The sequence below is a fragment of the Teichococcus aerofrigidensis genome (genome assembly GCF_054073225.1).
The window spans coordinates 18852-43375 of sequence record NZ_JBSXMU010000011.1 but is presented as its reverse complement, the minus strand read 5'-3'; the positions used below and the strand labels follow the sequence as shown (position 1 = coordinate 43375).

The window sequence follows — 24524 nt, the reverse complement described above, 5'->3', positions numbered from 1 at the left end:
GGTGATGCTTCTCAGTGCGCATGACCGGCTTCGGACTTGCTGAGCTCGGCCCGGAGCGAGAAGGCGTTGCCGACCGCGATCTCCGTCCCGGCGTCCAGCCCGAAGACGACCTCGTAGCCGTTCGCGTCCTCGCGCCCGAGCGCCACCTCGCGCAGCTCGAAGCCCTCCTCGTTCCGGACGAAGACGACCTTGTTGCCCTCGACCTCCTGAACGGCCTCCCGGGGCACGAGCACGTCCACCGGCTGCTCGGCCGTCGAGAGGTGCGCCGTGACGAAGCCACCGGCCCGCCAGGCACCTTCGGCGTTGGGGATCTCCGCCACGGCACGGGCCGAGCGTGTCTCGGGGTCCAGGACCGGACTCAGGAAGACGATCTTCCCTTCCGCGCGCGCGTCCCCCTCGCCGGTGACGAGGACGGTCTGGCCCTGCCGGGCCATCGGGACGTCCCGCGGCGGGATGGTCATCTCGACCCAGAGGGTGGACAGGTCAGCGACCGAGAAGACCTCCGCGTCGGCGGCGACGGCGGCGCCGAGGACGGCGTTGCGGGCCGTCACCCGGCCCGCGATGGGCGCGCGGAGCTCCAGGCGCCGCAGGGTGGCGGCGGGCTGGCGGGCCAGTGCCGCGACCTCGGCCTCCGACAGGCCGAAAGCCGCGAGCCGGGCACGGCCAAGGTCGACCTTGATGCGGGCGTCCTCGGCCGCGGTGCGGGCCTGGAGGAACTCCTGCTCAGCGGAGATGCGCTGGCGCCAGAGGCGGGCCTCCCGCGCCAGGGTGGTCTCGGCGAGGGCGGCGACCCGGGTGGCCGCCAGGAACTCGCCCTTGGCGTCGGCCACCTCGCGGCTCTCGAGCACCGCCAGCACGTCGCCCTTGGCGACCTCGTCGCCCAGGGTCTTGCGCACCTCGGAGACGATGCCGCCGAGGCGGGCGGTCACCCGCGCCTGCCGGTCCTGGCTGGCGGACAGGACGCCGGGCACGGCCGCCCGGCTTACCAGCACGCCAGGTTGAACCGCGGCGACGCGGATCCCGGCCGCCTCGACCTGCTCGGCGGTCATCTCGATGTGACCTTCCTCGCCTTCGGCGTGCTCTCCGCCCTCGGCATGGCCGTGCCCGTCACCCTTCGGGGCTTCTGCGGGCGCCGGTGACGCCCCGACGGCGGGCGGCACGGGCAGGCCAACGAGGTTGCGGGTAGCTTCGGGGATGGAGGGGAAGACGGTGGCGACCGCGAGCCCGCCAAGGGCGGCCCCGGCCATCAGGGTCATGCGGAGCATCAACGCGCACTCCTGGTCTGGATGTTCATGGGCTGGGGCGGCGCGGCGGGCGCCTCGCCCCGCAGGCGCTGCACGGCCGCGCGGATGGTGTGGAAGTCGCGGTAGGCCTCGACCAACTGGGCGCGGGTGTCCGAGAGGGCGCGCTGCGCGTCCAGGACTTCCAGGAAGCCGAAGCGGCCCTCGCTGAACCCGCCCGACGCGAAGCGGGCCGCCTGCTCGGCGGACGGCAGGGCGGTGCGGCGGAGGCTCTGCACGGTGCGCCAGGCGAGCGCCAGGCGCTCCTCCGCGGCGACCAGTTGGGCGACGAGCGCGCTGCGCCCCCGCTCGGCCGCCGCCTCGGCCTGGGTCAGTTCGGCGTGGGCCCGGGCGATGCCGCCCTGGTTGCGGTCGAAGAAGGGAAGCGGGATGGAGGCGCCCGCGACGAAGGCGGTCTCGCCCGTGTCGCCGAACCGGCGCACGTCGGCGTTCACGGTGAGGTCGGGCACCGCGTTGGAGCGCTGCAGGTTCAGGTTGGACCGCTGCTGGGCGATGGCGGCGTCCAGCCGGGCCAGCTCGGGGTTCGCCGTCAGCCGGGCCAGGGGACCGGCCTGCGCAGGGCGCGTGGGGGCTGGCCCGATGTCCTCGAACCAGGGTTGGCGCGGCGCCAGTGCGACCCGCGGCACGCCGATGAGGACAGCCAGGTCAGCCAGGGCGATCTCGACCTCGCGCTGAGCCCGCTCGGCGGCGATGTCGGCGGTGACCCGCACGACTTCGGCCCGCTCGGCCTGCAGGAGCGGGTCACGGCCCGCCTCGACCCGGCCACGGGAGGCCCGCAGCGTCTCGGCGGCGAGGCGTGCGCGCCCGCGCTCAACCTCGGCCAGCCTGTTCGCGGCCTCCGCCGCCGCCAGGGCGGTGACGACCTCGCGCGCGACCTCCAGCCGAACCCCGTTGAAGTCGAGCTCGGCCACGGCCGTGTTCCGGGCCGCGTAGTCCATCCGGGCGCCGCGCTTGCCGCCCAGCTCGATGCGCTGGGACAGGCCGATCGTGGTCTCCAGCGTCGTGAAGCCCCGGTTCTCGTTGCGGCCGCCGAAACCGCCGAAGTTCTCGAAGGAACTGTTAAGCTCCGGGTTTGGGCGCAGCCGCGCCTGCAGGGCGTCCGCCTGCACGGCCTGCCGGGCGGCCCCGGCACCCCGGAGCGCGGGGGACACGTTGAGCGCGGCCTCGACCGCCTGCTGGGGCGAGGTGATGGTGAGCGGAGCTGCGGCCGGGTGAGCGTTTTGCGCGCGGGCCATGACCGGGGCGGCGGCGAGGACCGCCGCCAAGCAGAAGACCTTGATTGTCATCGAAGCACCTGAAAAGCGAGCCGTAAGCAGCCCACACAGGTGCTCCCTCAGGAGGCCGTGCGTGGCCGACAGGGACAGGCAGGCTTCAGGCGCGGGGTGGTTTGGTCAGCAGTTCCGACGGTCCGGGCACGAGGGCGTGCGCCGGGGCAAAGGAGCTTCTTGAGGAGGCTTCGTCGGCCGGTGGACACGTGGCGACGGCGGACGAGCGGAGCAGCGCGACATGGCCGCAGAACGGGCCGCTGCCGTGACCCGGCAGCGTGTCCGGCCAAGCCGGGGGCTCCTCGTCCACGCCTTCGGAGAACACGGCCTCGATGGCGGCCATCGGTCCACCCGCCGCGTCGTCTGCCGCGTGTGCGGGCATGACGGCGAGCAGGATTGCCAGCGCGCAGAAGATCGCGATGATCCCCGCGCGAAGCGCCGACACGACCGACGATGTGCCTTTGGTCCACATGCCAGGAGCCGGACTAGTCGATTTCATCGGGCCTGTCACGCAAACGAGCATGTCCGCTCCTGGCCCCGCATTGCCTGAAGCCCAAGCCCACGCTTGGCGGATGGGCTTCGCCCGAAGCGTGGGCCTTGGGCGGGGAGCGGAGACAGGGGGCATGCGGGCCGGAACTTCCTCCTCGGGACGCCCGCCATCTACCACGCGTCGCCGCCCGGGCTACCCGCCATCTGGCGCCGTCACAAAACGATGCGCCTCCGTCAGCGGGGCATGAAAAACCGCCGGTAGCCTTTCGTCAGCGGCACGGGCAGCGCTCCTGCCCGCCACCTGGAAAGGATCCCTATGATGCTGAAGTTCGCACTCGTGGCAGGCGCGTTGATGGTGGCCTCCACCGGCCTGTCGGCCCAGGAAGCCAGCCTTCGCTGCCCAGCGCCGGGCAGCAAGGTCGAACGGACCAACCTACCGACGATCACTTATCGGGGCGCCGACCCCGCGTCCCCCCTTATCTGCCTCGACCAGGCGCGCCAGCCGCGCTTCCTGGGCTACTGGAGCACGCAGTCGGCCTTCTTCAACGCCGGGGGCAAGCAGCTCCTGTCGACCTTCGCGGAATGGAAGGGCGGCCCGAGCCGCGTGGTCAACATCGACTACTTCGGCAGCGATCGCTACGGCAACAGCACCACCGTCAACGAGAAATGGCAGATCCTGGGCCAGGAGCAGGCCGACGTGCGCGCCGGGTCCTTCGACGCCATCAAGGTGCGCCGGGCCTACTCCGTCGTGGGGACAAGCTACACCTTTACGGAAACCCTCTGGATCGACCGGGCCAGCGGAATGCCTGTCAAGTCCGTCGTGGACCACTTGAACGCCACCATGAGTCCCGACGTGACCAGCTGGCAGGCCACCGAGGTGATCACCCGTTCGTCGGGCTCCTGACCACCGCATCTGAGGATGGGACGGGAGCTGCTCGACGCCACTAGGCGCGGGCAGCTCCTTCTTTGTGACCAACGGCAATAGACAGTAACTTGCTTCCGGCGGCAGCGCAGGTGATGGCTCCCGGAAACACCGCGAAGTAAAACCGGACCAAGCGCCAGAAGAATGAAGAACCCGGAGCCAAGTTATATCATAACGAACACCGACGATCCGCCCGTGTTGTCCGGCGAGGGCTTCAGCATCCTCCTCGTCGAGGACAATGGCGACCTCCGCGCCCTGCTGCTCCAGATGCTCCGGCGGAGCGGGTTCCGGGCCAACGGGGCGAGGAACGCCGTCGAGATGCGGGAGATCATGGAAGGCAGCCATGTCGACCTGCTCCTCCTCGACGTCATGCTCCCCGGCATCTCCGGCTTCGAGATCTGCCGGGAGATCAGGGCGAGGAGCGCGGTGCCCATCATCCTGCTGACCGCCCTCGGCGAGGCCCACGACCGGGTCATCGGGCTCGAACTGGGCGCGGACGACTACATCGTGAAGCCGCCGGACTCGCGGGAACTGGTGGCGAGGATCCGCGCCGTGCTCCGCAGGCGCCAGCGGATGAGCCCGGAGGAGCAGGACGCCAGGCGCGACCGGGCGGAGTTCCGGGGTTGGCTGCTGGACACCCGGCAGCGCGAGCTGACGGCCCCGGATGGCAGCAGGATCGAGCTCACCAGCGGCGAGTACGACCTGCTCCTCGCCTTCGTGGAGCGCCCCCAGCGCATCCTCTCGCGCGAGCAGCTGCTCGACATCGCGCGCGGCCGGGCGCTGGGCGGCCTCGAGCGGTCGGTCGACGCGCAGATCAGCAGGCTCCGCTCCAAGCTCGGCGGGCGCGGCGAGGAGATCATCAAGACGCTCCGGGGCGCCGGGTACATGCTCGCCGCCCCGGTGAGCTGGCGGTGACGGCGTCTCGACGCCCGCGGTGGCTGAACTCCTTCGCACTGCTGATCCTCGCGCCCGGCGCGCTGGCGCTCGTCGTGCTCCTCGGGGTCAGCCTCGCCCTGCACGGCTACATCCTCCGCGGGGCCGCCGAGCGCGGCGCGGCGGAGGTGGCGGTGTCCCGCATCTACTCGACGGTCCGGCAGATCGCCTCGCTCCCACCCGGCGAGCGGCCAGGCGCCGCCAGGCGCAACTCCACTCCCGACATGGAGGTGGAGTGGTCCGCCCGCACGGCCGTGCCCGACGGCAGCGACCTCGACGACGACCTCAGGGCCATCGTGTCCGGCCCGCCGGAGTGGCGGGCCGTCCGTGTCAGGCTGGATGCGTCCGGCACCTCCGGGAATGTCCAGGACGTCGCGATCAGCGTCCAACTGGCGGACAGCACGTGGGTGAACGCCCGGCTCCGCGCGGTCTCGCTGCTCAGCGCCGACGACATGGCCTTCCGCATCGCCATCATCCTGACGGCGGTGACGCTCCTGGCGCTTGCGGCCTTCGCCTCCCGTCTGGTTGCCAAGCCAATGGCCCTCCTGGCCACGCGTGCGCGGAACCTGCCTGCCGACGGTGTCCTCAAGCTGGACGGGCTGGCTTCGCCCACCGAGGTGCGGGAGGTCGCCGAGGCCCTGGAGGCCGCGACGTCCCGGACCAGGGAACTGCTGCAGCAGCGGTCGCTCGCCCTGGGCGCCCTCTCGCACGACCTGCTCTCGCCACTCGCCCGCATGCGCCTCAGGGCGGAGGACATCGCCGACGGCCATGCCAGAGGCCGGATGCTCCAGGACGTCCGCGAGATGGCCGAGATGGTGACGGACGTCTTGGCCTATCTGCGTGGCGGGGATGGCGGGGAAGCCGCGACGAGGATTTCGTTGGTCTCGCTGGTTCAGGTGGTGGTCGATGAGTGCGCCGAGGAGGGTGCCCTCCTCGAGGAGCGTGACTACCAGGACTCCGCTGTCCTCGCGCAACCGACGGCCCTGAAGCGTGCGATCCGCAACGTGCTCGGCAACGCCATCAAGTACGGGCGCTCCCCCTGGGTGGAGGTGCTCCGGCGCGGGGACGAGGCCGTCGTGGCCGTCGGCGACAGCGGCCCGGGCGTGGCGCCGGGCGATCTCGAGCGGGTCTTCGAGCCGTTCTTCCGGGCGGACGAGGCGCGGGCGGCGGGTGAAGGAAGCGGCCTTGGGCTGCCCACCGCCAAGGCCATCGCCGAGACCCATGGCGGCCGCCTGGAGATGCAGAGCGTCCAGGGCATCGGGACTGTCGTGAAGCTCACCCTCCCGAGCGTCCGGGGAGGCTGACGGCTAGCCTGGGGCGATCGTCCGCCATTGCTGCCAACCGACGCTGCAGCCGCCTTCCCGTAAGAATTCGATGCAGTCCGGTCAGGCCACCGCACGATTGGATCCGTACATCACCGGGGCCAGCGCACCAGGCGCTGTTTACGCAGGAACCGATGATGCCGAAGTCTCGACTGATGTGGGCGGTGACCCTTCCTTTCCTCATGGCAGGCTGCGCGGGCCTGGATGGGTCGCCCTCGTACCCGCGCGTCGTCGCGAGCGGCGAGAACACGATGATCGATTACGGTCCAGGTCCGAGGAACAACATCGTCGGTGGCGGCGCTGTCGCGTTGTCAGGCGGGGCGGGCGAGAACCTCACCATCACATACTTCGACCGCTCCAAGGCGCAGATGCCGCCAGCTGGCATGACCCCGGTCTTTGCCGGGCAGGGGGAGAACACGGAGATTGTGTGGGTTCCGATGCCGTCTAGCACTCTGGCCGCGCGGTGAGTTCGCGGTCATCCCGGTGCTCTGCCGAGCGCCGGGCATCGACATGGCTCGTGCTGCGGTGTTCTAGATACGGTAATCGGGTCGGCGTGGTAGCGGAGGCGCTACGGCCGGATGTTCTTCCATGTGACCGTCTGTGGTCATGAGCTGAGGGAGGCACCGAGATGACCCACTACGCCGGAATTGACGTCTCACTGGAGACGAGCAGCATTTGCATGGTGGACGCCCAGGGAGTGATCCGGCGCGAGTTCAAGGTGGAGTGATCTTCCCCTGATTTGATGGTTCTCCCGCATTTTGCGTGGATCAGGCAGCGATAAGGACGCGGCGACGGAGCAGCGCGAAGCTGGCGCGGCCATACATGGTGCGTTTTAGCATCTTCAGCCGACTGATCTGCCCTTCTGCTTGCGCGTTGCTCCACGACGTCGTCAGTGCCGCCTGGACCGCCGTCCTGTCCTGCGCCAAGCCGGCCGCGAAGGTTTCCAGCGCCGCAACACCGCAGCTCCGGGCCTCCAGGAGCCATCTGTCGAGTTCGCCGGCAGCATCCGCCGGCCGCTCGCTATTCAAACCGCAGGCGCGGATCAGCATCGTGAACCGCAACGCCATATCGGCGACCTGTGCTGCCTCGGCATCCTGCCGAATGCGGCCGAGGTCGGCCGTGGCGCGGGGCGGCCGCGTCGCGTTCGGCTGCACCAAGATCCAGGCCAGCTGCTTCGGAGAAGGGAGCGGTGCTTTGACGAGCTTGGCACTCGGCGCCCCGGTCAGCGGCAGCCATTTTCGGGCCGTGCGCGGCGCCGGCTTTGCGCGTCGTTCAGCGACGAAGCGGTGCACCTGCCGGTGGGTCCCCGCGAAGCCCTGGCCGCGGATCTCGCGCCAGAGCGCCATGGCATTCTCGCAGCCCTCGGCCATGCGATGCTCCAGATGAGCGAGGTAGGGGTCGAGGCGAGACGGATTGGGTCGGCGAATGGCCCGCTCCGGGAAGCTCTCGGCCTGGGTGTACTTCCGCACGGTTGCGCGCGCCAAACCTGTGGCACGGGCGATCGCCAGCAGGGTCTCGCCTGCGAGATGACGTTGGCGCACATCCTCATAGGACATCAGCCGGCGAGCGCGGCTGTCGAGGCTGGTGGCGATCTCGGCCGCGCTGCGGTGGTAGGCACGCAGGCGCTCTCCAGGCTGTCGTCCGTCACCATCGGGCAGAGCGGGCAGCTGCCTCAGCCGGCCATGAACGCGGCCGAGCCAGCGCTCGAGAGCCTGGCGCATGTTGAGGAGGAGATGCCATCGATCGGCGACCTGGAGCGCGGCCGGCGCACCGACGCTCACCGCTCGAGCGTACTCGGTCGAGCGGTCGCGGGCGACGATCTGGATGCCGGGATGTCGACGCAACCACGCGGCGACGGTTACCCCCGACCGGTCAGGCAACAGGTCGATCGGGCATCGTCGTTCGAGATCGACAAGGAGCGTGCCGTAGGTTCGACCCTTGCGGATGGCCCAGTCATCGATGCCCACGGCTCGCGGCGGATCCGATCTCGGCAGCGGGAGGCGATGCACGAGGCGCAGGATCGTATCAGGGCTGGCTTGCATTCCCAGATGGCCGGTCAGGCGAGCGCCAGCCTCGCCGCCCATTGTCAGCCCGATCCGGGTCTGAGCCTGCGCGAGGCGACGGGTCCGACGCGCTTGCGGCAGCATCAGCCGTGGGAGAAGCTCGGCAAATGTGCGACGGTGGCAGGTGGGATGATGGCAATAGAAGCGTCGGATACGCAGGCGCAGCGTCACGGGCTGGCCAAGGCTCGGCAGGTCGGCTGGACGGCGATCGTAGCGGCTGTGAATGGCAGAGCTGGATGTGCCACAGTCCGGACACCGACCATGGGCACGGCGCGCATGCGCGACGACGACGAGGCGACCGTTGGTCCGGATGACGCGTTCGATGGCGCAGCCAGGTAAGGATGAGCACAGGATCATCCGCCTCGTGAAGCAGTCTGCGCCGATCTTGTCACCGCGACCGTTCCACGCAAAGTGCGGGAGAGCCGATTTGATGGACAGGGATCAGGCGGCGGCGCGTTCCATCTGCTCGGGGGTCCTGTAGCCCAAGGCGGAGTGGATACGCTGCCGGTTGTAGTAGCTTTCGATGTAGGCGAACACGTCGCGCCGGGCCTCGTCCCGTGTGGCCCATCGACGCTGCTGGGCGAGTTCGACCTTGAGGGTGTGGAAGAAGCTTTCCATCGGCGCATTGTCGAGGCAATTGCCGCGGCGGCTCATGGACTGCCGCATCCCAGCTGCCTTCAGGAGCTGGCGATAATCTTCGGCAGCATACTGCGAGCCGCGATCCGAGTGCTGCAGCGGGCCAGGTGGCGGCCGCTGCCGCTGGATGGCCATGATAAGCGCGGCGCAGGCGAGTTCCGCACGCATGTGGTCGCGCATGGACCAGCCGACCACCTTGCGCGTCGCCAGGTCGAGAACGGCGGCGAGATAGAGCCAGCCCTCACCGGTGGGCAGATAGGTGATGTCGGCCAGCCAGACCCTGTTGGGACGGGTGACCGAGAACTGTCGGTTCAGCAGGTTCGGAGCGACCGGAAGGGCATGGCGGCTGTTGGTGGTCGTCGGCCGGCAGCGGCGGCCCGCGATCGCCCGGATCCCGGCCCCTCGCATCAGCCGCTCGACCCGGCCGCGGCTGACCAGGCGCCCCTCGGCACGCAAGGCAGCCTGCAGGCGCGGGCTGCCGTAGCGGCCATGATGGCTGGCGTGCAGGCGCCGGATGTCGGCCAGGATCTGCCGATTGGCCACGGTTCTGGCGCTCTCGGGGCGCGCCCGCCAGGCGTAGTAACCTGAGACGGACAGGCCGAGCACACGACAGGCGGTCCTGATTGGCCAGGTATCGGCATGGGCGGCGATGAAGTGGAACCTCATCTCGGGGTTTCCGAGAAGATGCCGATGGCTTTTTTTAAAATGTCACGCTCAAGGCGTGCGCGTTCCAGCTCGCGCCGCAGGCGCGCGATCTCGGCAGCCTGATCCGCTGGCGAAGATGCTGGGCCAGATGGCGAAGCAACAGAGCCGCTGCCTGCCGTGACGGGCTGCGGCCGCGGCGCCTCACCATTCTGCCGTCGCCGCCAGCTGCGCAGCATGGACGGCTGGATTCCCAGATTGCCGGCCACTTGCGTCAGCGGGCGGCCGCTTGAGCGCAACAGCGCGACCGCCTCCTGCTTGAACTCCGGCGTGAACTCCCGCCGCGTCTTGCTCATCGGACACCTTCCTCGCTCCCAGGGAGCTTACTCAGGGGTGTCCACCAATTCGAAGGAAATCACTACCGCGCCTCTCCCAGCGGCACGTAGAGCTTGCCGCCCTCTCGGAACTTCTGCGCCATAGCGGCCATGCCCTCCTTCTGCGCCTCGGCGCGGATGTCATGGGAGATGCGCATGGAGCAGAATTTGGGGCCGCACATGGAGCAGAAATGCGCAGTCTTGTGTGCCTCCTTTGGCAGCGTTTCGTCATGAAAGGACCGCGCCGTATCAGGGTCGAGGGAGAGGTTGAACTGGTCCTCCCAGCGGAACTCGAAGCGCGCGCGGGACAAGGCATCGTCGCGCAGCCTCGCGGCCGGATGGCCTTTGGCGAGGTCCGCCGCATGGGCCGCGATCCGGTAGGTGATGACGCCCGTCTTCACGTCGCTGCGGTCCGGCAAGCCGAGATGCTCCTTCGGCGTGACGTAGCAGAGCATGGCGCAGCCGAACCAGCCGATCATGGCTGCGCCTATGCCTGAGGTGATGTGGTCATAGCCGGGGGCGATGTCGGTCGTCAGCGGCCCGAGGGTGTAGAAGGGCGCCTCGCCGCAAGTGGCGAGTTGCTTGTCCATGTTGGCCTTGATCTTGTGCATGGGCACATGGCCCGGGCCCTCGATCATCACCTGGCAATCCTTCGCCCAGGCCAACTGGGTCAGCTCGCCCAGCGTCTCCAGCTCCGCGAACTGCGCAGCGTCGTTGGCATCGGCGATGGAGCCGGGGCGAAGCCCGTCGCCGAGTGAGAAGGAGACGTCATAGGCGCGGCAGATGTCGCAGATCTCGTCGAAATGCTCGTAAAGGAAGCTCTCGCGGTGATGGTGCAGGCACCACTTTGCCATGATGGAGCCACCGCGGGAGACAATGCCCGTCACGCGCCCCGCCGTCAGCGGAACATGGCGCAGCCGCACGCCGGCATGGATGGTGAAGTAGTCCACGCCCTGCTCGGCCTGCTCGATCAGCGTGTCGCGAAAGACCTCCCAGGTCAGGTCTTCGGCAATGCCGCCGACCTTCTCCAGCGCCTGGTAGAGCGGGACGGTGCCGATGGGGATCGGAGCGTTGCGCAGGATCCATTCGCGGATGTTGTGGATGTTGCGGCCGGTCGAAAGGTCCATGACGGTGTCCGCGCCCCAGCGGATCGCCCAGACCATCTTCTCCACCTCCTCCGCCATGGAGGAAGTGACGGCGGAATTGCCGATATTGGCGTTGATCTTCACCAGAAAGTTGCGACCGATGATCATCGGCTCCAGCTCCGGGTGGTTGATATTGGCGGGGATGATGGCGCGGCCGCGTGCCACTTCGTCCCGCACGAATTCCGGGGTGACGTGATCGGGGATGGCGGCGCCGAAATCCTCCCCGTCGCGCCCCAACGCGGCGCGAGCCTGGGTGCGGCCGAGATTCTCGCGGATGGCGACGTACTCCATTTCAGGCGTGATGATGCCCGCACGGGCATAGGCAAGCTGAGTGACCGCCTTGCCATCCTTCGCCCGCAGCGGGCGATGGCGGACGGGGAAAGTGGGGGTCAGACGGTCAGGGGAGACGAAGCCGTTATCCTCGGGCTTCACGTCCCGCCCGTCATAGACCTCAACGTCGCCGCGCGCCTCGGCCCAGGCCTGGCGGTGTCGGGGCAGGCCGCGCTCGATCACGATCTCGGTGGCAGGGTCGGTATACGGGCCCGAGGCATCATAGACCGTCACAGGCGGCTCGCCGGCACTGGGATGCAGGGCAATCTCGCGCATGGGAACGCGAAGTTCCGGATGCCGGATGCCTGGCTTGAAGACCTTGGTGGACGCCGGCAGCGAGCCGGTCGTGACGATTGGCGCACCGGGAACGGGTGGCCTGCTGGTGGTCTGGATCGACATGCGCCGAAGCTCCTGGCATCCGCTACGGAGATCCAGCGCTGACATGGAATGATGGAGGATGCCCGACCCACGCAGGAATGGCGGGGAAAGCCCCTTTTGGGGGAGCCATGGCAGCCGCACCGTCCCTACGCCAGCATGAACTGGATCAGGTTCAACGGGTCACTGCGCTGCCAATGGCGAGCAGTATCTCAGCCCCTTGTCGGGACCCCCCTGGTGACAAGAAACACTCGACCAGACGACACCGGATTGTCAATAGTCCCTAGCAGCAGAGTGCGCCGGTACCGATCCGCAGATACGCCCGATAGCTTTGGTTGTGGAGCGCCGAGCGCCTGCCGCGGTGCTCGGCGCCATGCCGACCCTGAACGAACATTCTCCCCAGCCCCAGAGAGGGGCCCACCCGAATGGTTCGGATGCGGCTGAACTACTAAGCGGCCGAGCCTTCTGCCCAAGAGGTCTGACCAATCAGAGCCGGCACTTCCGCGGCAGGAACCGGACGGCTGAGCAGGTAGCCTTGGGCATCGTTGCAACCCAGGTGACGCAGGGCCTTGAGTTGCCCGGCCGTTTCCACGCCCTCGGCGGTGACCGAAATGCCGAGACTTCGGCTCATGCTGACGACAGCACGGATGACCGCTTTCGATTCTCTCCGGTCCGGAAGGCCGGTGACGAAGGAGCGGTCGATCTTGATCTTGTCGATCGGGAAGCGGAGCAGGTAGGCCAGGGACGAGAAGCCCGTGCCAAAATCATCGAGGGCGATCCGCACGCCCAGTCGGCTCAGCTCGTGCAGGACCGCGAAGTTCGTGTGGTCGTCCTGTAACAAGACCGATTCCGTGATCTCCAGCTCGAGCCGCCCAGCGTCCAGGCGTGCTTCCTCCAGGGCGTTGGCCACCGCCTGTACGAGGCCAGGATTGCGGAACTGGACCGGCGAGAGATTGACCGCCACGCGGATCGCATCGGGCCAGCGGGCCGCCTCCTCACAAGCCGTGCGAAGGGCCCACTCACCCATCCGCATGATCAGTCCGGTTTCTTCGGCCACTGGGATGAACTCGGCGGGCGAGATCATTCCTCGGCCAGGATGCTGCCAGCGCAGCAGCGTCTCAAAGCACGTCACCTCCCCCGTCCGGATCCCAACCAGCGGCTGGAAGTGAAGTTCCAACTCGCCTCGATCAAGGGCTGTGCGGAGGCCGACCAGCGCAGCAAGCCGCCGCTGGACCTCGCCGCCGCGGAGGTCGCCATGCTTAAAGCGCAGTTTGAACAGGTCAAGCAGATGGCCTACTCGCCCGACGGCTTGCTTCTCCATCCGCGCCTACTCGACAGCTACCGGCGGCGGGCAACAATCGCGGCGGAGTTCTCCGGAAAAGAAGAGGAACGTGACCAGGATATCGCCGCCCACTACGGTGTTATCCTAGCTGCCATTGGGGCAGGCCGCGCCGAGTTGGTCCGGCTTCATCGAACTCGGCAGATCGATGATGAAACACTGCACGATCTTGAGCGCGACCTCGACCTTGAGGAAATGGTAGCAATTGCTGCGAAGAGCTAACCGCCGCTTATCGTGCACTCTTGAAGTTTGCTCCAGAAGCAGGGAAGGGGGATATGCCGCCGGTGCTCGCTTCTGCCTCCCTTGGTCGCTCTGTTCTCGATCAAGAGGGTCAGCTTCGGGAGGCGATTAGGGCTTGACGTTGGCGTCCCGAATGACGTCACGCCACTTCTTTGTCTCTTCGGTGACGAACTGCGCGAGATCGGCCGCAGGTCCCGCGGCTGGCTCGGCGCCCAGGTCACGCAGCCGCTTCTGCACATCAGGCTGCGCCCAGATTTCCCGCACTGCCGCATTCAACTGGCCGATCACGGGCTGCGGCGTTTGTGCTGGCGCGAAGAGCGCTGTCCAGCTCTGCACGTCAAATCCGGGCAGCCTTTCCGCGACAGTGGGCAGTTCAGGGGCAGCCGCCAGCCGCGTCTCGCTGGTCACCGCGATCGCACGCACCTGCCCACTCTGCACAAAGGGCAACATGGTCAGGGGCGCGTCAAAGGTCATCTGGATCTGGCCGGAGATAAGATCGTTCATCATAGGACCCGAGCCGCGGTAGGGCACGTGCTCCATGACCTCCGCCCCCGTGCGCAGCTTGAACATCTCGCCGGCCAGGTGCAGGGAGGTGCCGATGCCGGACGAGCCAAAACCCAGAAGGCCACGCCCCTGCTTCGCATAGGCCAGCAGTTCGTCCAGGCTCTGCACCGGAAGAGAGGGATTTACGGCGAGCACCAGCGGCTGGCGGATCAGCAGTGCGACGGGCGCGAAATCCTTCATGTGGTCATAGGGCACCTTCGGCTGCAGAACGGGAATGATCGCATGGGTCGCGATGGTCCCGACGGTCAGCGAATAGCCATCCGGCTCGGCGCGCGCTCCAGCCTCGGCGCCGATGATTCCACCAGCGCCGGTCCGGTTCTCCACCACAGCGCTCTGGCCAAGTGTCCGGGTCAGGCCCTCGGCGAGGATGCGTGCCACGACATCCGATTGCCCGCCAGCGGCGTAAGGCACGATCAGCCGAAGCGGCCGGTTTGGATAGGTAGCCTGCGCGGAGACATGCCGGGCGGTCATCGCACCGGCCAAGCCGATCATGGCGCTACGTCGGCTGAGCAACATGGATCACTCCTTCCCCTGAATGATGCTTCGGAACGGCGGGCCGTACGCCTTCGTGAGCAGAAGGAACGAGGACGCACCGGCATCGTCGGCGTTTCTTGCTCCCCGGCCCGCCAGACGAACGGAGCGAGGTTGATACTGAAAATTTGTATGATAACCTGTGCAATATGGTCAACCCCGGGCAGACCCACCGAATCCCGCACCTGGTCAGCACCGTCGCCGAGCGGCTGCGGCGCGAGATCCGCAACAAGCACGCCGTGGGCGGTAAGCTGGCAACTGAGGCCGCCCTCGCGGAGCGCTTCGGCATCAGCCGCACGGTGGTGCGGGAGGCAATCGCCACCCTGCGCAGCGAGGGGCTTCTGGAAACGCGCCAGGGGTCCGGGATCTATGTTGCCCGCACCAGCGCGGAACCGATCTTCCGGCTGACGCGCGCCGCGGCGCGTGAGCAGCATCTCCGATCCGTCTATGAGCTCCGCTTCGGGCTGGAGGTCGCCTCAGCCGGGCTGGCGGCCATCCACCGCACCACGACCGATTTGCGGGCCCTTGGCCGGGAACTGGAAGCCATGACACAGCCCGAGACCCGCCCCGCGGCGGACCTCCGCTTCCATGCCGGCATTGCCGCGGCGACGCGGAACGAGCACTACAAGGGCCTGATCTCGCTGTTGGCCAAGGAATTGTCAGGACTGATCCGGGATGCCAATAGCGGCGCGGGAGACTATCTCACCCCGCCGGCCGATGTGCTGCTGGCCGAGCATCATGATATCCATGACGCCATCGTCCGGGCTGACCCGGAGGCCGCGCGGGTCGCGATGATGATGCACCTCAGCAACTCGGCGAAGCGCTTTGGCATCGAGATCCGCGGCTTCGGCGGTCGGGAAAGTGGCATGGCTCCGGTACCATCCTCCGCAGCCGGGACATAGCGCACACCATGGCGCGTCGGCTTCCCCGTGTTCCAGACCAGGCAGGCAGCATGAGCAACTCCCATTCCGCTTCTGCAGTATTGGATGTGCCGAGCCCCGCGACTGTACAGCCACGCCGCACTCCCCGACGCCTGCGCCGGATCTTTGCGCTGGAGGATCTGGAGCCGGCTGCCAGGCGCCTGCTGCCCAAGCCTATCTTTGGCTATGTCGCGGGCGCTGCGGAAACTAATGCCTCGCTGACGGACAACCGTCGCGTTTTCGACGAGATCCAATTCCTGCCCCATATGCTGGTCAATGTCTCCAGCCGCACGCTCGGCTGCGAGGTGATGGGAGCACGCTATGCCCTGCCATTCGGCATTGCGCCAATGGGGGTTTCCGCCCTGACAGGATATCGTGGCGATCTGGCTCTTGCCCGCTCGGCGCAGCGCGCCGGCATCCCGATGATCATTAGCGCAGCCTCGCTGATCGCGCTCGAGGAAATCGCGCAGGCGGCGCCGGATGCTTGGTATCAGGCCTATCTGTCCGGCGACCGCACGGAAACCGCGGCACTGATCGAGCGCGTGGCCGCCGCCGGTATACAGACCTTCGTGATCACCGCCGACAGCGCTGTCGTGCCCAGCCGGGAGAACAATCTGCGCACCGGCTACCGCACGCCGATCCGGCCGGACTGGGCCCTGTTCTGGAACGGGATCACCCATCCGTCCTGGTCAATCGGTACCTTCCTCAGGACCTTCTTACAGCACGGCATACCTCATTTCGAGAATGCAGGGCCGGGGCGCGGGGCACCGCTGCTGTCACGTCAGGCGGTGCGCGACTTCTCGGGGCGCGAGTTCCTGGACTGGGATGTCGTGCGCTTCGTCCGGTCACGTTGGCAGGGCCGCCTCGTCATCAAAGGGCTCTTGCACCCGCAGGATGTCGCGCGCGCCCGGGAGATTGGCGCTGATGGCGTGATCCTTTCCAACCACGGCGGGCGGCAGCTCGATGGAGCATTGTCGCCGATGCGGGCCCTGCCGGCTGCCGTGGCACAGGCAGGCGATATGGTCATTATGATCGACAGTGGCTTCCGGCGCGGCACCGATATTCTCAAGGCACTAGGTCTTGGCGCCCGCTTCGTCTTCATTGGTCGCCCCTTCAATTATGCGGCCGCCCTCGCGGGTGAAGCAGGCGTCGACCATGCCATCGAACTGCTCCGGGCGCAGTTGCAGGCGAACCTCGGAATGCTGGGCCTGCTCAGTCCCAGTGACATGGCTCCGGACCTCCTGTTCCTGCAGAATTTCAAGGCCATCAGACACCGATGAGGATGAGTCGCTCACGCTAGCATTACAGTTGCGTTCTTCGTTTAATGTGAGCTTGCTGCGCGGCAGCTTGATGAGCTCTTCGCCAGAGTGACCAGGCCATGATGCTGGCAGGTTGAATGCGCCGCTGTGCAAGGCGCATGGCTATGCGGCGGATCTCCTGGATCGACCAGCGGACGAGGTCTGAGGTGTGCGGCGAGCCGTCGATGTTTTTTGGGGTGTCGGCTGGTTCGCGTGATGGCGGATCACCGCCAGCATGGCGAAGGCCAGCATCACCAGGGACACGTGGCGGTGCCATCCGTGCCAGGACCGGGTTTCATTGTGCGTCAGGCCGAGTTCGTTCTTGGCGGTCTCGAAGCTGTCCTCGATGGCCCAGCGGTGCCCTTCGACCGCGACAAGCATCTCGATCGGCGTTCCGGCCGGGCACCAGGTGGTGAAGTAGGCCATTTCACCATCAGCGATGTGGCGGCGGATCAGCAGACCGCGCGTCCAAAGCCCTTTCGCTCCTGGGCGGAACTCATCAGCTTCGAGGTCCGCCAGTTCCAGGTACGCCCAATCGTGCAGGCGCTCGCCCTTTGTGCCACGACCCGCCGACAGGCGATGCCAGGCTGCGGGATCGAGTGCTCTGGCGATGTTCTCGGCCGTCCCTGCGACCTCAGGCTTGTCGATCCAGGAATTGAAGGATGCTGTCGCGTTGACGCCGAGCACGTAGCCCTTGCCTACGCGACGCAGCACCATCTCGATATCGCCGACGCCATACACGCTATCGGCTGCGACCCAGCCAAAGGGCACACCTGCGCCGATAGCCCGCTCGATCATGCTGAGCGCCATGGCGGGCTTGGTGGCGAAGGTGGTTCCCGCAGGAACGTGGGCCGCGGCCATGCGCGCCGGATCATCGCTCCAACGCTTGGGCAGGTAGAGGGCACGGTCGATGAAGGCGTGGCCATGACGCGAGACGTAGGCCGCGAACACACCGATCTGGCAGTTGGTGATCTTGCCCGCCGAGCCGGTGTACTGCCGCCCTACGCCGCAGGATGCCTTGCCCTGCTTGAGAAAGCCCGTCTCATCAATGACCAGCACGGCATCCTTCGCCGCGAAATGCTCAACGACGTAATCCCGGACCATGTCGCGCAGCGCATCCGCCTCCCAGCGACCGCGTCCGAGAATGGCCTGCTGCCGCCATGGCCCGGGATCGCCCGCCGCCTCGGCTCGCATCCAGCCTGTCTTGCGACGCTCAGCGCTCAGCAGGCCATCCAGGAACAATCCGGCTGATGCCGCAACCCGCTCCTGAGTGAAAAGGGGTCTGATGCGGGCTTTGACTTCACGTAGCGATGATGCCCAGAGCTCCAGCGTCGTCTCGATCGATGCCCCTGACATCCATGACCTCCAAACCATGGTCACCCATAGGTTCAGGCATCATCCAAAAACGCAACTGTAATGTTAGTTCGAGGCGGCAAGACGGCTGGCCATTTCTCACGAGGAGCATGAAAGGGCGGTTGCGGCGGTGCTGCGCGGTGACGCGCGGGAGGCAGTAGAAGCCATGCGACGCCACATCGGGGCCAAGAGTCGGGTCCGGTTCCCGCTCGATCGCCTCAAGGATGAAGTCCGCATGGTCCTCAATCTTGGCCGTCCGACGATCGCCGCCTTGCGGCTTGGCGGCCGGCGTGCCGTGAACAAGCGCAAGTTGACGCCACCGGATCGCGCTCGCGGCGCTGACCCCGAACGGCTCGGCAGCCCGCCGACACGACACGCCGCCGTCGACAGCCGCGACGACACGATCTCGAAGATCACGCGATAAGGCTCGACCCATCCATGCCGGCCTCCTTCACCAGCACAGATCCTGAATCAGAAAAATCACCGCGTGGGAAACCGTGATCCCGCCGGAGCATCTCGGCCAACTCGACCAGTGTGATGTCGACCTTGGCGTCCACTGCCGCGAGGACGATGTCCTTGTAGGCTTCGGCCCGTTGCGACCGTCGGTCGCCACCCTGACGTTGCGCCTTATCCCGACCGCTCTCCCGCCAATCCTGCATCCAGCGGATCGCTATGCGCCGGATCTCTGGGATCCACCCTCTGCAATTAGCGCATTCCGCGACCCACAGCATTCCGGGGTCGGATCGCGGTCCTCTTGCCCCGGAGCGCCCACCCGCCTCTACGGCGTTGCGGATTGGGGAGCAAGCGTCGGCCGCAGCGTCCTCCTCGGTCGGCTCGTACCAGGACGCAGCCGACAGGACGGCAGCAGCCTCCTCGCTCCCAAGGTCCCGCGCATCAGCCTCCTCGGCCACGACCAGCTAGGCCAGCCGTGCGCGCTCCCAGCGCACGACCTGCGCCGCCTGCCGCCAAGCCCGCAGCCGCGGCTCAGAAATCCCCCATAGGCGGCCGGGCGTCTGGCGGAAAGGGCGGCGAACAATGCTCGGAAGCTGCTCCGAAGGCGCTGGGACGGCGGCGGTGGTGAAGGTCTGCATAGAGAGAGCTTGGACGGGTATTGTTTCGACGAAGCTATGATCTCTCTTCAAATGACTGATAAGGCAGATTCTTGTTCGCTAAACCAGAATGAATGGTTTTCTAAAATTGGTCGAGTGGAATTTTAGTCGCTCCAGATTCAGAATATAACGCTATATGGGATCCGGTTTTCCATAAAGAAAACAGATTATTGCGGTTCTTTGTGGACGCACTTCCTTCCGTCCTATGTGTTCCCTATAGGGTTCATATACGGGTAGATTACGCCACTTTTGTACTCTATAGGGGTCATATGGCAGACCACAGGGACCTGACCCTCCAGATTCATGCTGACGGCCGATGGAGTGACGCGGCCCGGCTGACCGTGACCGACCCTGACAAGGGGTGGCAAAGGGCGAGTAAGCTCGCCTACGACGATGCCTGGGTGTTCGAGGTAGACTCGGACTTCACGGGCAGCGTCCAGGGATGGAAAGCCTTGAGCGTACGGCTCCCCCCTTCCCTAGAACTACACCACTTCAAGACCTGGCCGCCTTTCCTGCTGGACCTGCTGCCTCAAGGCCATGCTCGCAAGGTGCTGGCTGAGGCGTTGAGGCTCAACCAGGATGCAGCCGCTTGCGACGCCCCTCTCCTACTGCGGGCCGCCGGTGACCCGATCGGCAACATCCGCATTAAGCAGGCCTGGGATGCTGAACGGAAACGAGTAAAGCAGGCTCCAACACACCCCGGCCTGCCGCTGGACGAGCTTTTCGAACGTGGCGATGCCTTCAACGAATTCGCCCGTGACTACGCGGCTGTGGCCTCCGGCTCCAGCGGCGTCCAGGGTGCCTGGCCCAAGCTGCTGATGACCCGCAACAAGGCGGGCCGTTGGCTGCCGGACCCGATGGTGCCTGACGACCAGGCCGCCGGCCACGCAATCATCAAGTGGGTCGGCGATAAGGACAAGGCGACCAGGCTCATCCTGGCGGCCGAGGCGCCGTACCTGGAACTCGCACGCGCCTTCGGAGTGCGATGCGCCCAGCCACTCGAACACCGGGGCGGCACACTGTTCATCCCGCGCTTCGATCGCGAAGTCGTGGGTGGCCGTGTGGTGCGTCTCGGCCAGGAGAGCATTGTCTCCGCCGCCGGTGTCGCAGCTTTCGGCTACCAGGCATCCCACGAGGAATACCTCGACGCCATCAAGGCGTATTGCGACGACCCGGCCGCCGAAGTGACGGAGTACGTACTCCGGGATGTCCTGAATCTGGGGTTGGGCAACCCGGACAACCACGGGCGGAACACGGCCCTCCAGAAAACTGCCGATGGTGGAGTGCGGCTGACGCCGCTCTACGATTTCTGCCCAATGCGCCTGGACTCCTCCGGCATCGCCCGCTCCACGACCTGGACGTGCATGCGGCCGTTCAACGGGCCCAGCCGCGACCTCAATCCCGACTGGGAAAAAGTCTGCCGTGTGGCGGCAGACGGTGTGCCAGGGCTGGATGCCGAGGACCTGATGGACACGCTGGCGGGCAAGGCGGACTGCCTGCGCCGGATGCCGGAGCTCGCCCGCGGGATAGGCGTGCCGGATGCGGTCATCGCGGGCGCCATGGGCTTCTGCGGTCAGCACGCCGACGCCCTGGAGGCCTTGAGCCGGAGGCGAACCCATGCCCCGCGTTAGACGGCCATCGACTGATGAGCGGATCGCCCTGCGTGTCGGGCTGAACGAGGACATCGCTGCCGGTGGTCTGGAGTGGAGCCAGGCCGTCAGGCGGATGCGGCAGGCCCTGGGCATGACCCAGGCCCGCTTCGCGCAGGCCTTCAAGCTGACACGGCGCTTGGTGGTGGACCTGGAGGCTGGGAGAGCAAATCCCACCGCGGAGACACTCGCGAAGATCGGTAAGCCCTTCGGATATCAGGTTGGCTTCGTGCTCAAGAAGGCTGCCGAGGAGCCTGCTGCGGAGGACGAGGAGGACTGACCTTCAGGCTATCTGAAACTGCTTTGCCAGACCTATTCAGGCGTCTCTACGGCCATGACGTACTCGGCCGGAACCGTCTTGGGGATAAGGATCTCGTAGGTGAAGGCTTGGTGCATCCGCCACAGGAGGAAAGAATCGCAAGATGATCGTCAGGCATCCTCACGGGCCAGGATTATCTGGGATGATTCGCCAGACCGGCTCATGCTAGAGGCGAAGTCACAGCGCATCTCGCGCGAGATCACACCCCACACGGTTGTCAGCATCTGGGAGTGGACGACATGATGTCACGAGCTGGCTATCCCTCCATTGAAGTGTTGGCTCATCTTGTTCGGGGCGACCGATACCTCTCCCTGCATGAGGTAGCGGCCATGATCGAGGTGTCTCCCTGGACGCTCCAGAACTGGCGCCGCCCGAACAACATCAAGGCCCCGGATGACTTGCCCTGGACCTATGCCAAGGAAGGCGTGTTCTATCTCGCCTCTGACGTGGAGCGGTATCTGGCGCGCCGCAGCGAGGCCAGGAATGGGGTGCTGCCGCCCCGGAGCGCCGCTGTGGCCGCGCGTGTCGCGAAGCAGCCCTACCTGAACGGTGGTCCGAAGCGGACGCCCAGGAAGGAGAAGGCGGTGGCGGTGGCGACGCCGCGCAATGCCGGGCAGCTCAACCTCGGCCTGGATGTCGCGGCATGAGCAGGCGGCGCAACGACAACCGGCCGGCGCCGCTGACACCGCCGGACCTGGACCTGCGGCACCTCTCGGCGGTGATGATCGACATCAACAGCCTGACCGAGGGCGAGATGCCGCTGCTGGACGATGCCGCGCGCATCGCCAACGTCATGGCGCAGGCCCGCGCCTGGCATCAGGTGCCGGCCGCTTCTCTGCCGAACGATGACCGGCAGCTCTGCTACCTGCTGGGCTATGGCCGTGACCTGAACCTCTGGCGCAAGATCCGCAGCCAGGGCGCTCTGGCTGGCTTCATCGAGTGCTCGGATGACCGGCTCTATCACGCTGCGCTGTCCCAACGTGCGCTGAAAGCGGGCACTCGGAAGACCATGGCGAAGGAGGCTGGAGTGGCTGCCGGGGTGGTCCACAGCGCGAAGAAACGCGCCAGGAAACAGACACCCCCCCAACAACACATTGAAATCGCTAAGAGCGATGATAACGGACCGATTACCGAACCGGTTAACGGTCCGATTAACGGTCTGATTACCGCGCCGGTTATCGGACCGGTTCCTGAAGAGAAGAGAACTGAAGAGAATAGAATAGAATCTGTCTCCTCTCCTCGGGACGCGCGCGCGTATGCACACGCACACGCACACACGCACGCACGCGAGGGGGAGGCTGGGGGGCTGGTGCTGGACGCCAATGCCCGGCCGGTGGGCCAGCCGCCACGGTCGGCCGCGCTGGCTGTCCTCTCGCGTACTCCACGCCGCGTCGATGCCTACGACGCGGAGTCCCGCGCGGTGAACAGCGCGTTCCGCACGGCCTTCGAGGAGGTCTATGGGGAGGCCCCGAAGCCCGACCCCAAGGCCTGGCCGCACACGGTGGGCCTGTGCGAGACGATGGCGGCGCTCGGCGTGGCCAGCGAGGACATGCCGGGGTGGGTCCAGCGCACCGCCAGGGAGGTGCTGGCGGCGAAGCTGGAGCGCGACCCTGGGGACCGTCCGGGGATCGCCTGGGCAGTGCATGGCATCAAGCGCCTGCTCGCGGAGGCGCTGGCGCCCCGTGTGGCCGAGGTCGTGCCCCTGCCGGTGGCGCGTGACGGGACGCCTCCCCGCAAGCGCACTGTCGGGGCGATGATGCGGGAATTCCGGGAGGGCGAGGGCAAGCACCTCGTGCAGGAGGGGTGGTGATGATCAGCCTGGGAGAGACGCTCGCTTCCATGGCGTCGCGCGACCATGCCATGACCGTCCCGGATCGGTCGCGCGACCTTCCACGACCTTCCACGCGACCGTCGCGGGATGCGGATCCCACGCCGCCGCCGCGCGGTGGTGGCGATGTGGCGGGCCCCCATGGTCATGCCGATCCCGCTGAGCGACGCGGCGGTGGCGGAGGCCGAGGAGCAGCTCGCCGCGCTGACCGAGCTGCTCCAGCCGGCGGATCGGGCGATGATCCGGGGCTTCCTCATGCGCATCTCGTTCCTGGCCAAGAACCGCCCGGATCCCGAGACGCTGGAGGAGGAGATCAGCGCGGCGATCGACTACCTCAGCGTGCTGCCGGTGATGTGCTTCAAGGCCGAGCTGGCGGCCGTGGTCCTGCGCGATGCCGGCGGCTGGTGGATGCGCGGGGCCGACCTGATGGACAGCCTGGCGCCCTATGCGCGGCCGCTGCGCGAGCGCCGGGATGAAATGGCCGGGGTGCTCCATGCCGTCCGCAATCCGCCGGCCCTTCCTGCCGCGATCCATGTGCCGAATTGCCTGGACGAGACCCGATCGCGCAGGCCGCGCGCGCCCGCGCCTCCGCCTCCCTCCCGGCCTGAAACCCCGATCTGAGACTGTCTCACCATCTCACCGTCACTGAGACAATGAGACGGTGAGACGCGCCTGGAAACCGGCCGTTTTTGAGATTGATTTGAGAATCCAGGGCCTCTCTCCCCCTGCCCTCCGCCGGCAGGTCCTGATGCTGTTCCAGCCCCCCGCTCTCCCGCGCTGATCCGTCGCCTCCGGGAAGGTTCAGAAGCTGCGATGATCACCCTCGCAGACCCAACGGGCCTTGAGGGCGGTTGCCAGCACTCGCAGCGGCGTGCCCGCAGGCAGGTTGCTCAGGTAGTACTTTCGCTCGCCACCCGCGCGCCATTTGCCCACCAGCCAGGCCTCATCACTCGGTAGGTGCCGGTTGTTGCCCCACATGGCGCCGTCGTCCACCCGGATGCGCGCCACGGCGAACCAGGCAATGAACGCGAGGGGCTGGACCTCTTGGTCCTGAAGCTGACGCACCACCGCATGCGCGACATTGGACAGCAGAAGCTCAACCTCTTGGGCGGTGAGGCGGGCCCGTCCCTGACGCCGATCACGCAGGTGGGCTCCGGCCAGATGCAGGACAAGCACAAGCTGCGCCTGCAGGAGATCATCCTGGCGATGAACGATCTTTTCGAGGGCGAGATCACCGAGGGGGATGCCGTGGCCTATGTGGACACGGTGCTCAAGGAAAAGATGCTGGAGTCGGAACTGCTCCGCAGCCAGGCGGCGGTCAACACCAAGGAGCAGTTCGGCAACTCGCCGAACCTTAGCGACAAGCTGATGAACGCTATCATGGACGCCATGGCCGCACATCAGACCATGAGCCGTCAGGTGCTCAACTCGGACAACATCCGCGGCCGTATCCTGGCAACCCTGCTCGGCCCGGGGCAGCTCTGGGAGGCGCTGCGAGCCAAGCAGGACCTTCCTGGTCGGGCGGCACCCTGAACCAAGAAGCATTCCTGCCTGGACTAAGCTTAGTCAACTCCTTA

Annotated in this window: 24 protein-coding genes, 1 pseudogene and 1 riboswitch; of the genes and pseudogenes, 14 read left to right on the top strand and 11 right to left on the bottom strand. The window is 66.7% G+C overall.

Annotation, left to right across the window (positions count from 1 at the left end; translation table 11 throughout):
• Positions 1 to 11 precede the first annotated feature (11 nt).
• The 3 genes from ACVMLK_RS04745 to ACVMLK_RS04735 all read right to left on the bottom strand — a co-directional run bounded on the left by ACVMLK_RS04745 (position 12) and on the right by ACVMLK_RS04735 (position 3089).
• Complete coding sequence (locus ACVMLK_RS04745; protein ID WP_198368148.1) at positions 12 to 1265, bottom strand: efflux RND transporter periplasmic adaptor subunit; 1254 nt, start codon at positions 1263 to 1265, stop codon at positions 12 to 14.
• On the bottom strand, positions 1265 to 2587 hold the full coding sequence (locus ACVMLK_RS04740; protein ID WP_198368149.1) for a TolC family protein: 1323 nt from the start codon (positions 2585 to 2587) through the stop codon (positions 1265 to 1267). The genes ACVMLK_RS04745 and ACVMLK_RS04740 overlap by 1 nt, the downstream gene beginning before the upstream one ends.
• 85 nt (positions 2588 to 2672) lie before the next feature.
• Positions 2673 to 3089: a hypothetical protein gene (locus tag ACVMLK_RS04735; protein WP_198368150.1), complete on the bottom strand. Its 417-nt coding sequence runs from the start codon at positions 3087 to 3089 to the stop codon at positions 2673 to 2675.
• Positions 3090 to 3374: 285 nt separating this feature from the next.
• Between ACVMLK_RS04735 and ACVMLK_RS04730 the strand changes: the two genes are divergently transcribed.
• The 4 genes from ACVMLK_RS04730 (at position 3375) to ACVMLK_RS04715 (ending at position 6699) form a co-directional block, all read left to right on the top strand.
• Positions 3375 to 3959 carry a hypothetical protein gene (locus tag ACVMLK_RS04730; RefSeq protein ID WP_198368151.1) on the top strand — a complete coding sequence of 195 codons (585 nt, stop codon included), beginning with the start codon at positions 3375 to 3377 and terminating at the stop codon, positions 3957 to 3959.
• 162 nt (positions 3960 to 4121) lie between these two features.
• Complete coding sequence (locus ACVMLK_RS04725) at positions 4122 to 4892, top strand: response regulator transcription factor (protein WP_198368152.1); 771 nt, start codon at positions 4122 to 4124, stop codon at positions 4890 to 4892.
• On the top strand, positions 4889 to 6214 hold the full coding sequence (locus ACVMLK_RS04720) for a sensor histidine kinase (RefSeq protein ID WP_198368153.1): 1326 nt from the start codon (positions 4889 to 4891) through the stop codon (positions 6212 to 6214). Before ACVMLK_RS04725 ends, ACVMLK_RS04720 begins: the two co-directional genes overlap by 4 nt.
• A 155-nt stretch (positions 6215 to 6369) precedes the next feature.
• Positions 6370 to 6699, top strand: a complete 330-nt coding sequence (locus ACVMLK_RS04715) for a hypothetical protein (RefSeq protein WP_198368154.1) — start codon at positions 6370 to 6372, stop codon at positions 6697 to 6699.
• A 300-nt stretch (positions 6700 to 6999) separates the two neighbouring features.
• Here the strand turns inward: ACVMLK_RS04715 and ACVMLK_RS04710 are convergent, their stop codons facing one another.
• From ACVMLK_RS04710 to ACVMLK_RS04695, 4 genes are all read right to left on the bottom strand, one after another.
• Positions 7000 to 8652 carry an ISL3 family transposase gene (locus ACVMLK_RS04710; protein WP_198368177.1) on the bottom strand — a complete coding sequence of 551 codons (1653 nt, stop codon included), beginning with the start codon at positions 8650 to 8652 and terminating at the stop codon, positions 7000 to 7002.
• An 84-nt stretch (positions 8653 to 8736) separates the two neighbouring features.
• Positions 8737 to 9929, bottom strand: a protein-coding gene (locus ACVMLK_RS04705) for an IS3 family transposase (RefSeq protein WP_457485766.1) whose coding sequence is annotated in 2 segments (ribosomal slippage) — positions 8737 to 9635 and positions 9635 to 9929 — 1194 coding nt in all. Because the reading frame shifts where the segments join, the coding sequence is not laid out codon by codon here.
• 62 nt (positions 9930 to 9991) lie between these two features.
• Positions 9992 to 11821 (bottom strand): phosphomethylpyrimidine synthase ThiC, encoded by a 1830-nt coding sequence (gene thiC / locus ACVMLK_RS04700; protein ID WP_457485765.1) that lies wholly within the window; start codon positions 11819 to 11821, stop codon positions 9992 to 9994.
• Between the two features lie 104 nt (positions 11822 to 11925).
• Positions 11926 to 12043: riboswitch (TPP riboswitch) on the bottom strand.
• Positions 12044 to 12245: 202 nt separating this feature from the next.
• On the bottom strand, positions 12246 to 12974 hold the full coding sequence (locus ACVMLK_RS04695) for a putative bifunctional diguanylate cyclase/phosphodiesterase (protein ID WP_457485764.1): 729 nt from the start codon (positions 12972 to 12974) through the stop codon (positions 12246 to 12248).
• Between ACVMLK_RS04695 and ACVMLK_RS04690 the strand changes: the two genes are divergently transcribed.
• A complete protein-coding gene (locus ACVMLK_RS04690) occupies positions 12894 to 13358 on the top strand; it encodes a hypothetical protein (protein ID WP_457485768.1) in 465 nt (154 codons plus the stop codon). The genes ACVMLK_RS04695 and ACVMLK_RS04690 overlap by 81 nt on opposite strands.
• A 126-nt stretch (positions 13359 to 13484) precedes the next feature.
• Here the strand turns inward: ACVMLK_RS04690 and ACVMLK_RS04685 are convergent, their stop codons facing one another.
• A complete protein-coding gene (locus tag ACVMLK_RS04685) occupies positions 13485 to 14456 on the bottom strand; it encodes a Bug family tripartite tricarboxylate transporter substrate binding protein (RefSeq protein ID WP_457485763.1) in 972 nt (323 codons plus the stop codon).
• A gap of 95 nt (positions 14457 to 14551) precedes the next feature.
• On the opposite strand from ACVMLK_RS04685, the gene ACVMLK_RS04680 reads away from it, so the two are divergent.
• Positions 14552 to 15373 carry a FadR/GntR family transcriptional regulator gene (locus tag ACVMLK_RS04680; RefSeq protein WP_457485762.1) on the top strand — a complete coding sequence of 274 codons (822 nt, stop codon included), beginning with the start codon at positions 14552 to 14554 and terminating at the stop codon, positions 15371 to 15373.
• Positions 15374 to 15423: 50 nt separating this feature from the next.
• Positions 15424 to 16671 carry an alpha-hydroxy acid oxidase gene (locus ACVMLK_RS04675; RefSeq protein WP_457485761.1) on the top strand — a complete coding sequence of 416 codons (1248 nt, stop codon included), beginning with the start codon at positions 15424 to 15426 and terminating at the stop codon, positions 16669 to 16671.
• Positions 16672 to 16812: 141 nt separating this feature from the next.
• Here the strand turns inward: ACVMLK_RS04675 and ACVMLK_RS04670 are convergent, their stop codons facing one another.
• Positions 16813 to 18063: an IS701 family transposase gene (locus ACVMLK_RS04670; protein ID WP_198368330.1), complete on the bottom strand. Its 1251-nt coding sequence runs from the start codon at positions 18061 to 18063 to the stop codon at positions 16813 to 16815.
• 145 nt (positions 18064 to 18208) lie between these two features.
• Here ACVMLK_RS04670 and ACVMLK_RS04665 point away from each other — a divergent pair, with 145 nt between their 5' ends.
• Positions 18209 to 18466: a hypothetical protein gene (locus tag ACVMLK_RS04665; protein WP_198368327.1), complete on the top strand. Its 258-nt coding sequence runs from the start codon at positions 18209 to 18211 to the stop codon at positions 18464 to 18466.
• Here the strand turns inward: ACVMLK_RS04665 and ACVMLK_RS04660 are convergent.
• Entirely contained in the window at positions 18456 to 18953 is a 498-nt protein-coding gene (locus ACVMLK_RS04660) for a hypothetical protein (RefSeq protein ID WP_457485760.1), read from the bottom strand. The two genes, ACVMLK_RS04665 and ACVMLK_RS04660, sit on opposite strands and share 11 nt — an antisense overlap.
• Before the next feature lie 539 nt (positions 18954 to 19492).
• On the opposite strand from ACVMLK_RS04660, the gene ACVMLK_RS04655 reads away from it, so the two are divergent.
• The 5 genes from ACVMLK_RS04655 to ACVMLK_RS04635 all read left to right on the top strand — a co-directional run bounded on the left by ACVMLK_RS04655 (position 19493) and on the right by ACVMLK_RS04635 (position 23568).
• On the top strand, positions 19493 to 20782 hold the full coding sequence (locus tag ACVMLK_RS04655; protein WP_457485759.1) for a type II toxin-antitoxin system HipA family toxin: 1290 nt from the start codon (positions 19493 to 19495) through the stop codon (positions 20780 to 20782).
• Entirely contained in the window at positions 20769 to 21080 is a 312-nt protein-coding gene (locus ACVMLK_RS04650) for a helix-turn-helix transcriptional regulator (RefSeq protein ID WP_198368324.1), read from the top strand. The genes ACVMLK_RS04655 and ACVMLK_RS04650 overlap by 14 nt, the downstream gene beginning before the upstream one ends.
• Positions 21081 to 21349: 269 nt before the next feature.
• Positions 21350 to 21766: a helix-turn-helix transcriptional regulator gene (locus ACVMLK_RS04645; protein WP_457485758.1), complete on the top strand. Its 417-nt coding sequence runs from the start codon at positions 21350 to 21352 to the stop codon at positions 21764 to 21766.
• Complete coding sequence (locus tag ACVMLK_RS04640; protein WP_457485757.1) at positions 21763 to 22929, top strand: hypothetical protein; 1167 nt, start codon at positions 21763 to 21765, stop codon at positions 22927 to 22929. Before ACVMLK_RS04645 ends, ACVMLK_RS04640 begins: the two co-directional genes overlap by 4 nt.
• A 108-nt stretch (positions 22930 to 23037) precedes the next feature.
• Entirely contained in the window at positions 23038 to 23568 is a 531-nt protein-coding gene (locus tag ACVMLK_RS04635; RefSeq protein WP_198368321.1) for a hypothetical protein, read from the top strand.
• Between the two features lie 189 nt (positions 23569 to 23757).
• Here ACVMLK_RS04635 and ACVMLK_RS04630 read toward each other — a convergent pair.
• Positions 23758 to 23976: pseudogene (locus tag ACVMLK_RS04630) on the bottom strand (IS701 family transposase); the annotation flags it as partial.
• A 15-nt stretch (positions 23977 to 23991) separates the two neighbouring features.
• Between ACVMLK_RS04630 and ACVMLK_RS04625 the strand changes: the two are divergent.
• Positions 23992 to 24480: a hypothetical protein gene (locus ACVMLK_RS04625; RefSeq protein WP_457485756.1), complete on the top strand. Its 489-nt coding sequence runs from the start codon at positions 23992 to 23994 to the stop codon at positions 24478 to 24480.
• Positions 24481 to 24524 lie beyond the last annotated feature (44 nt).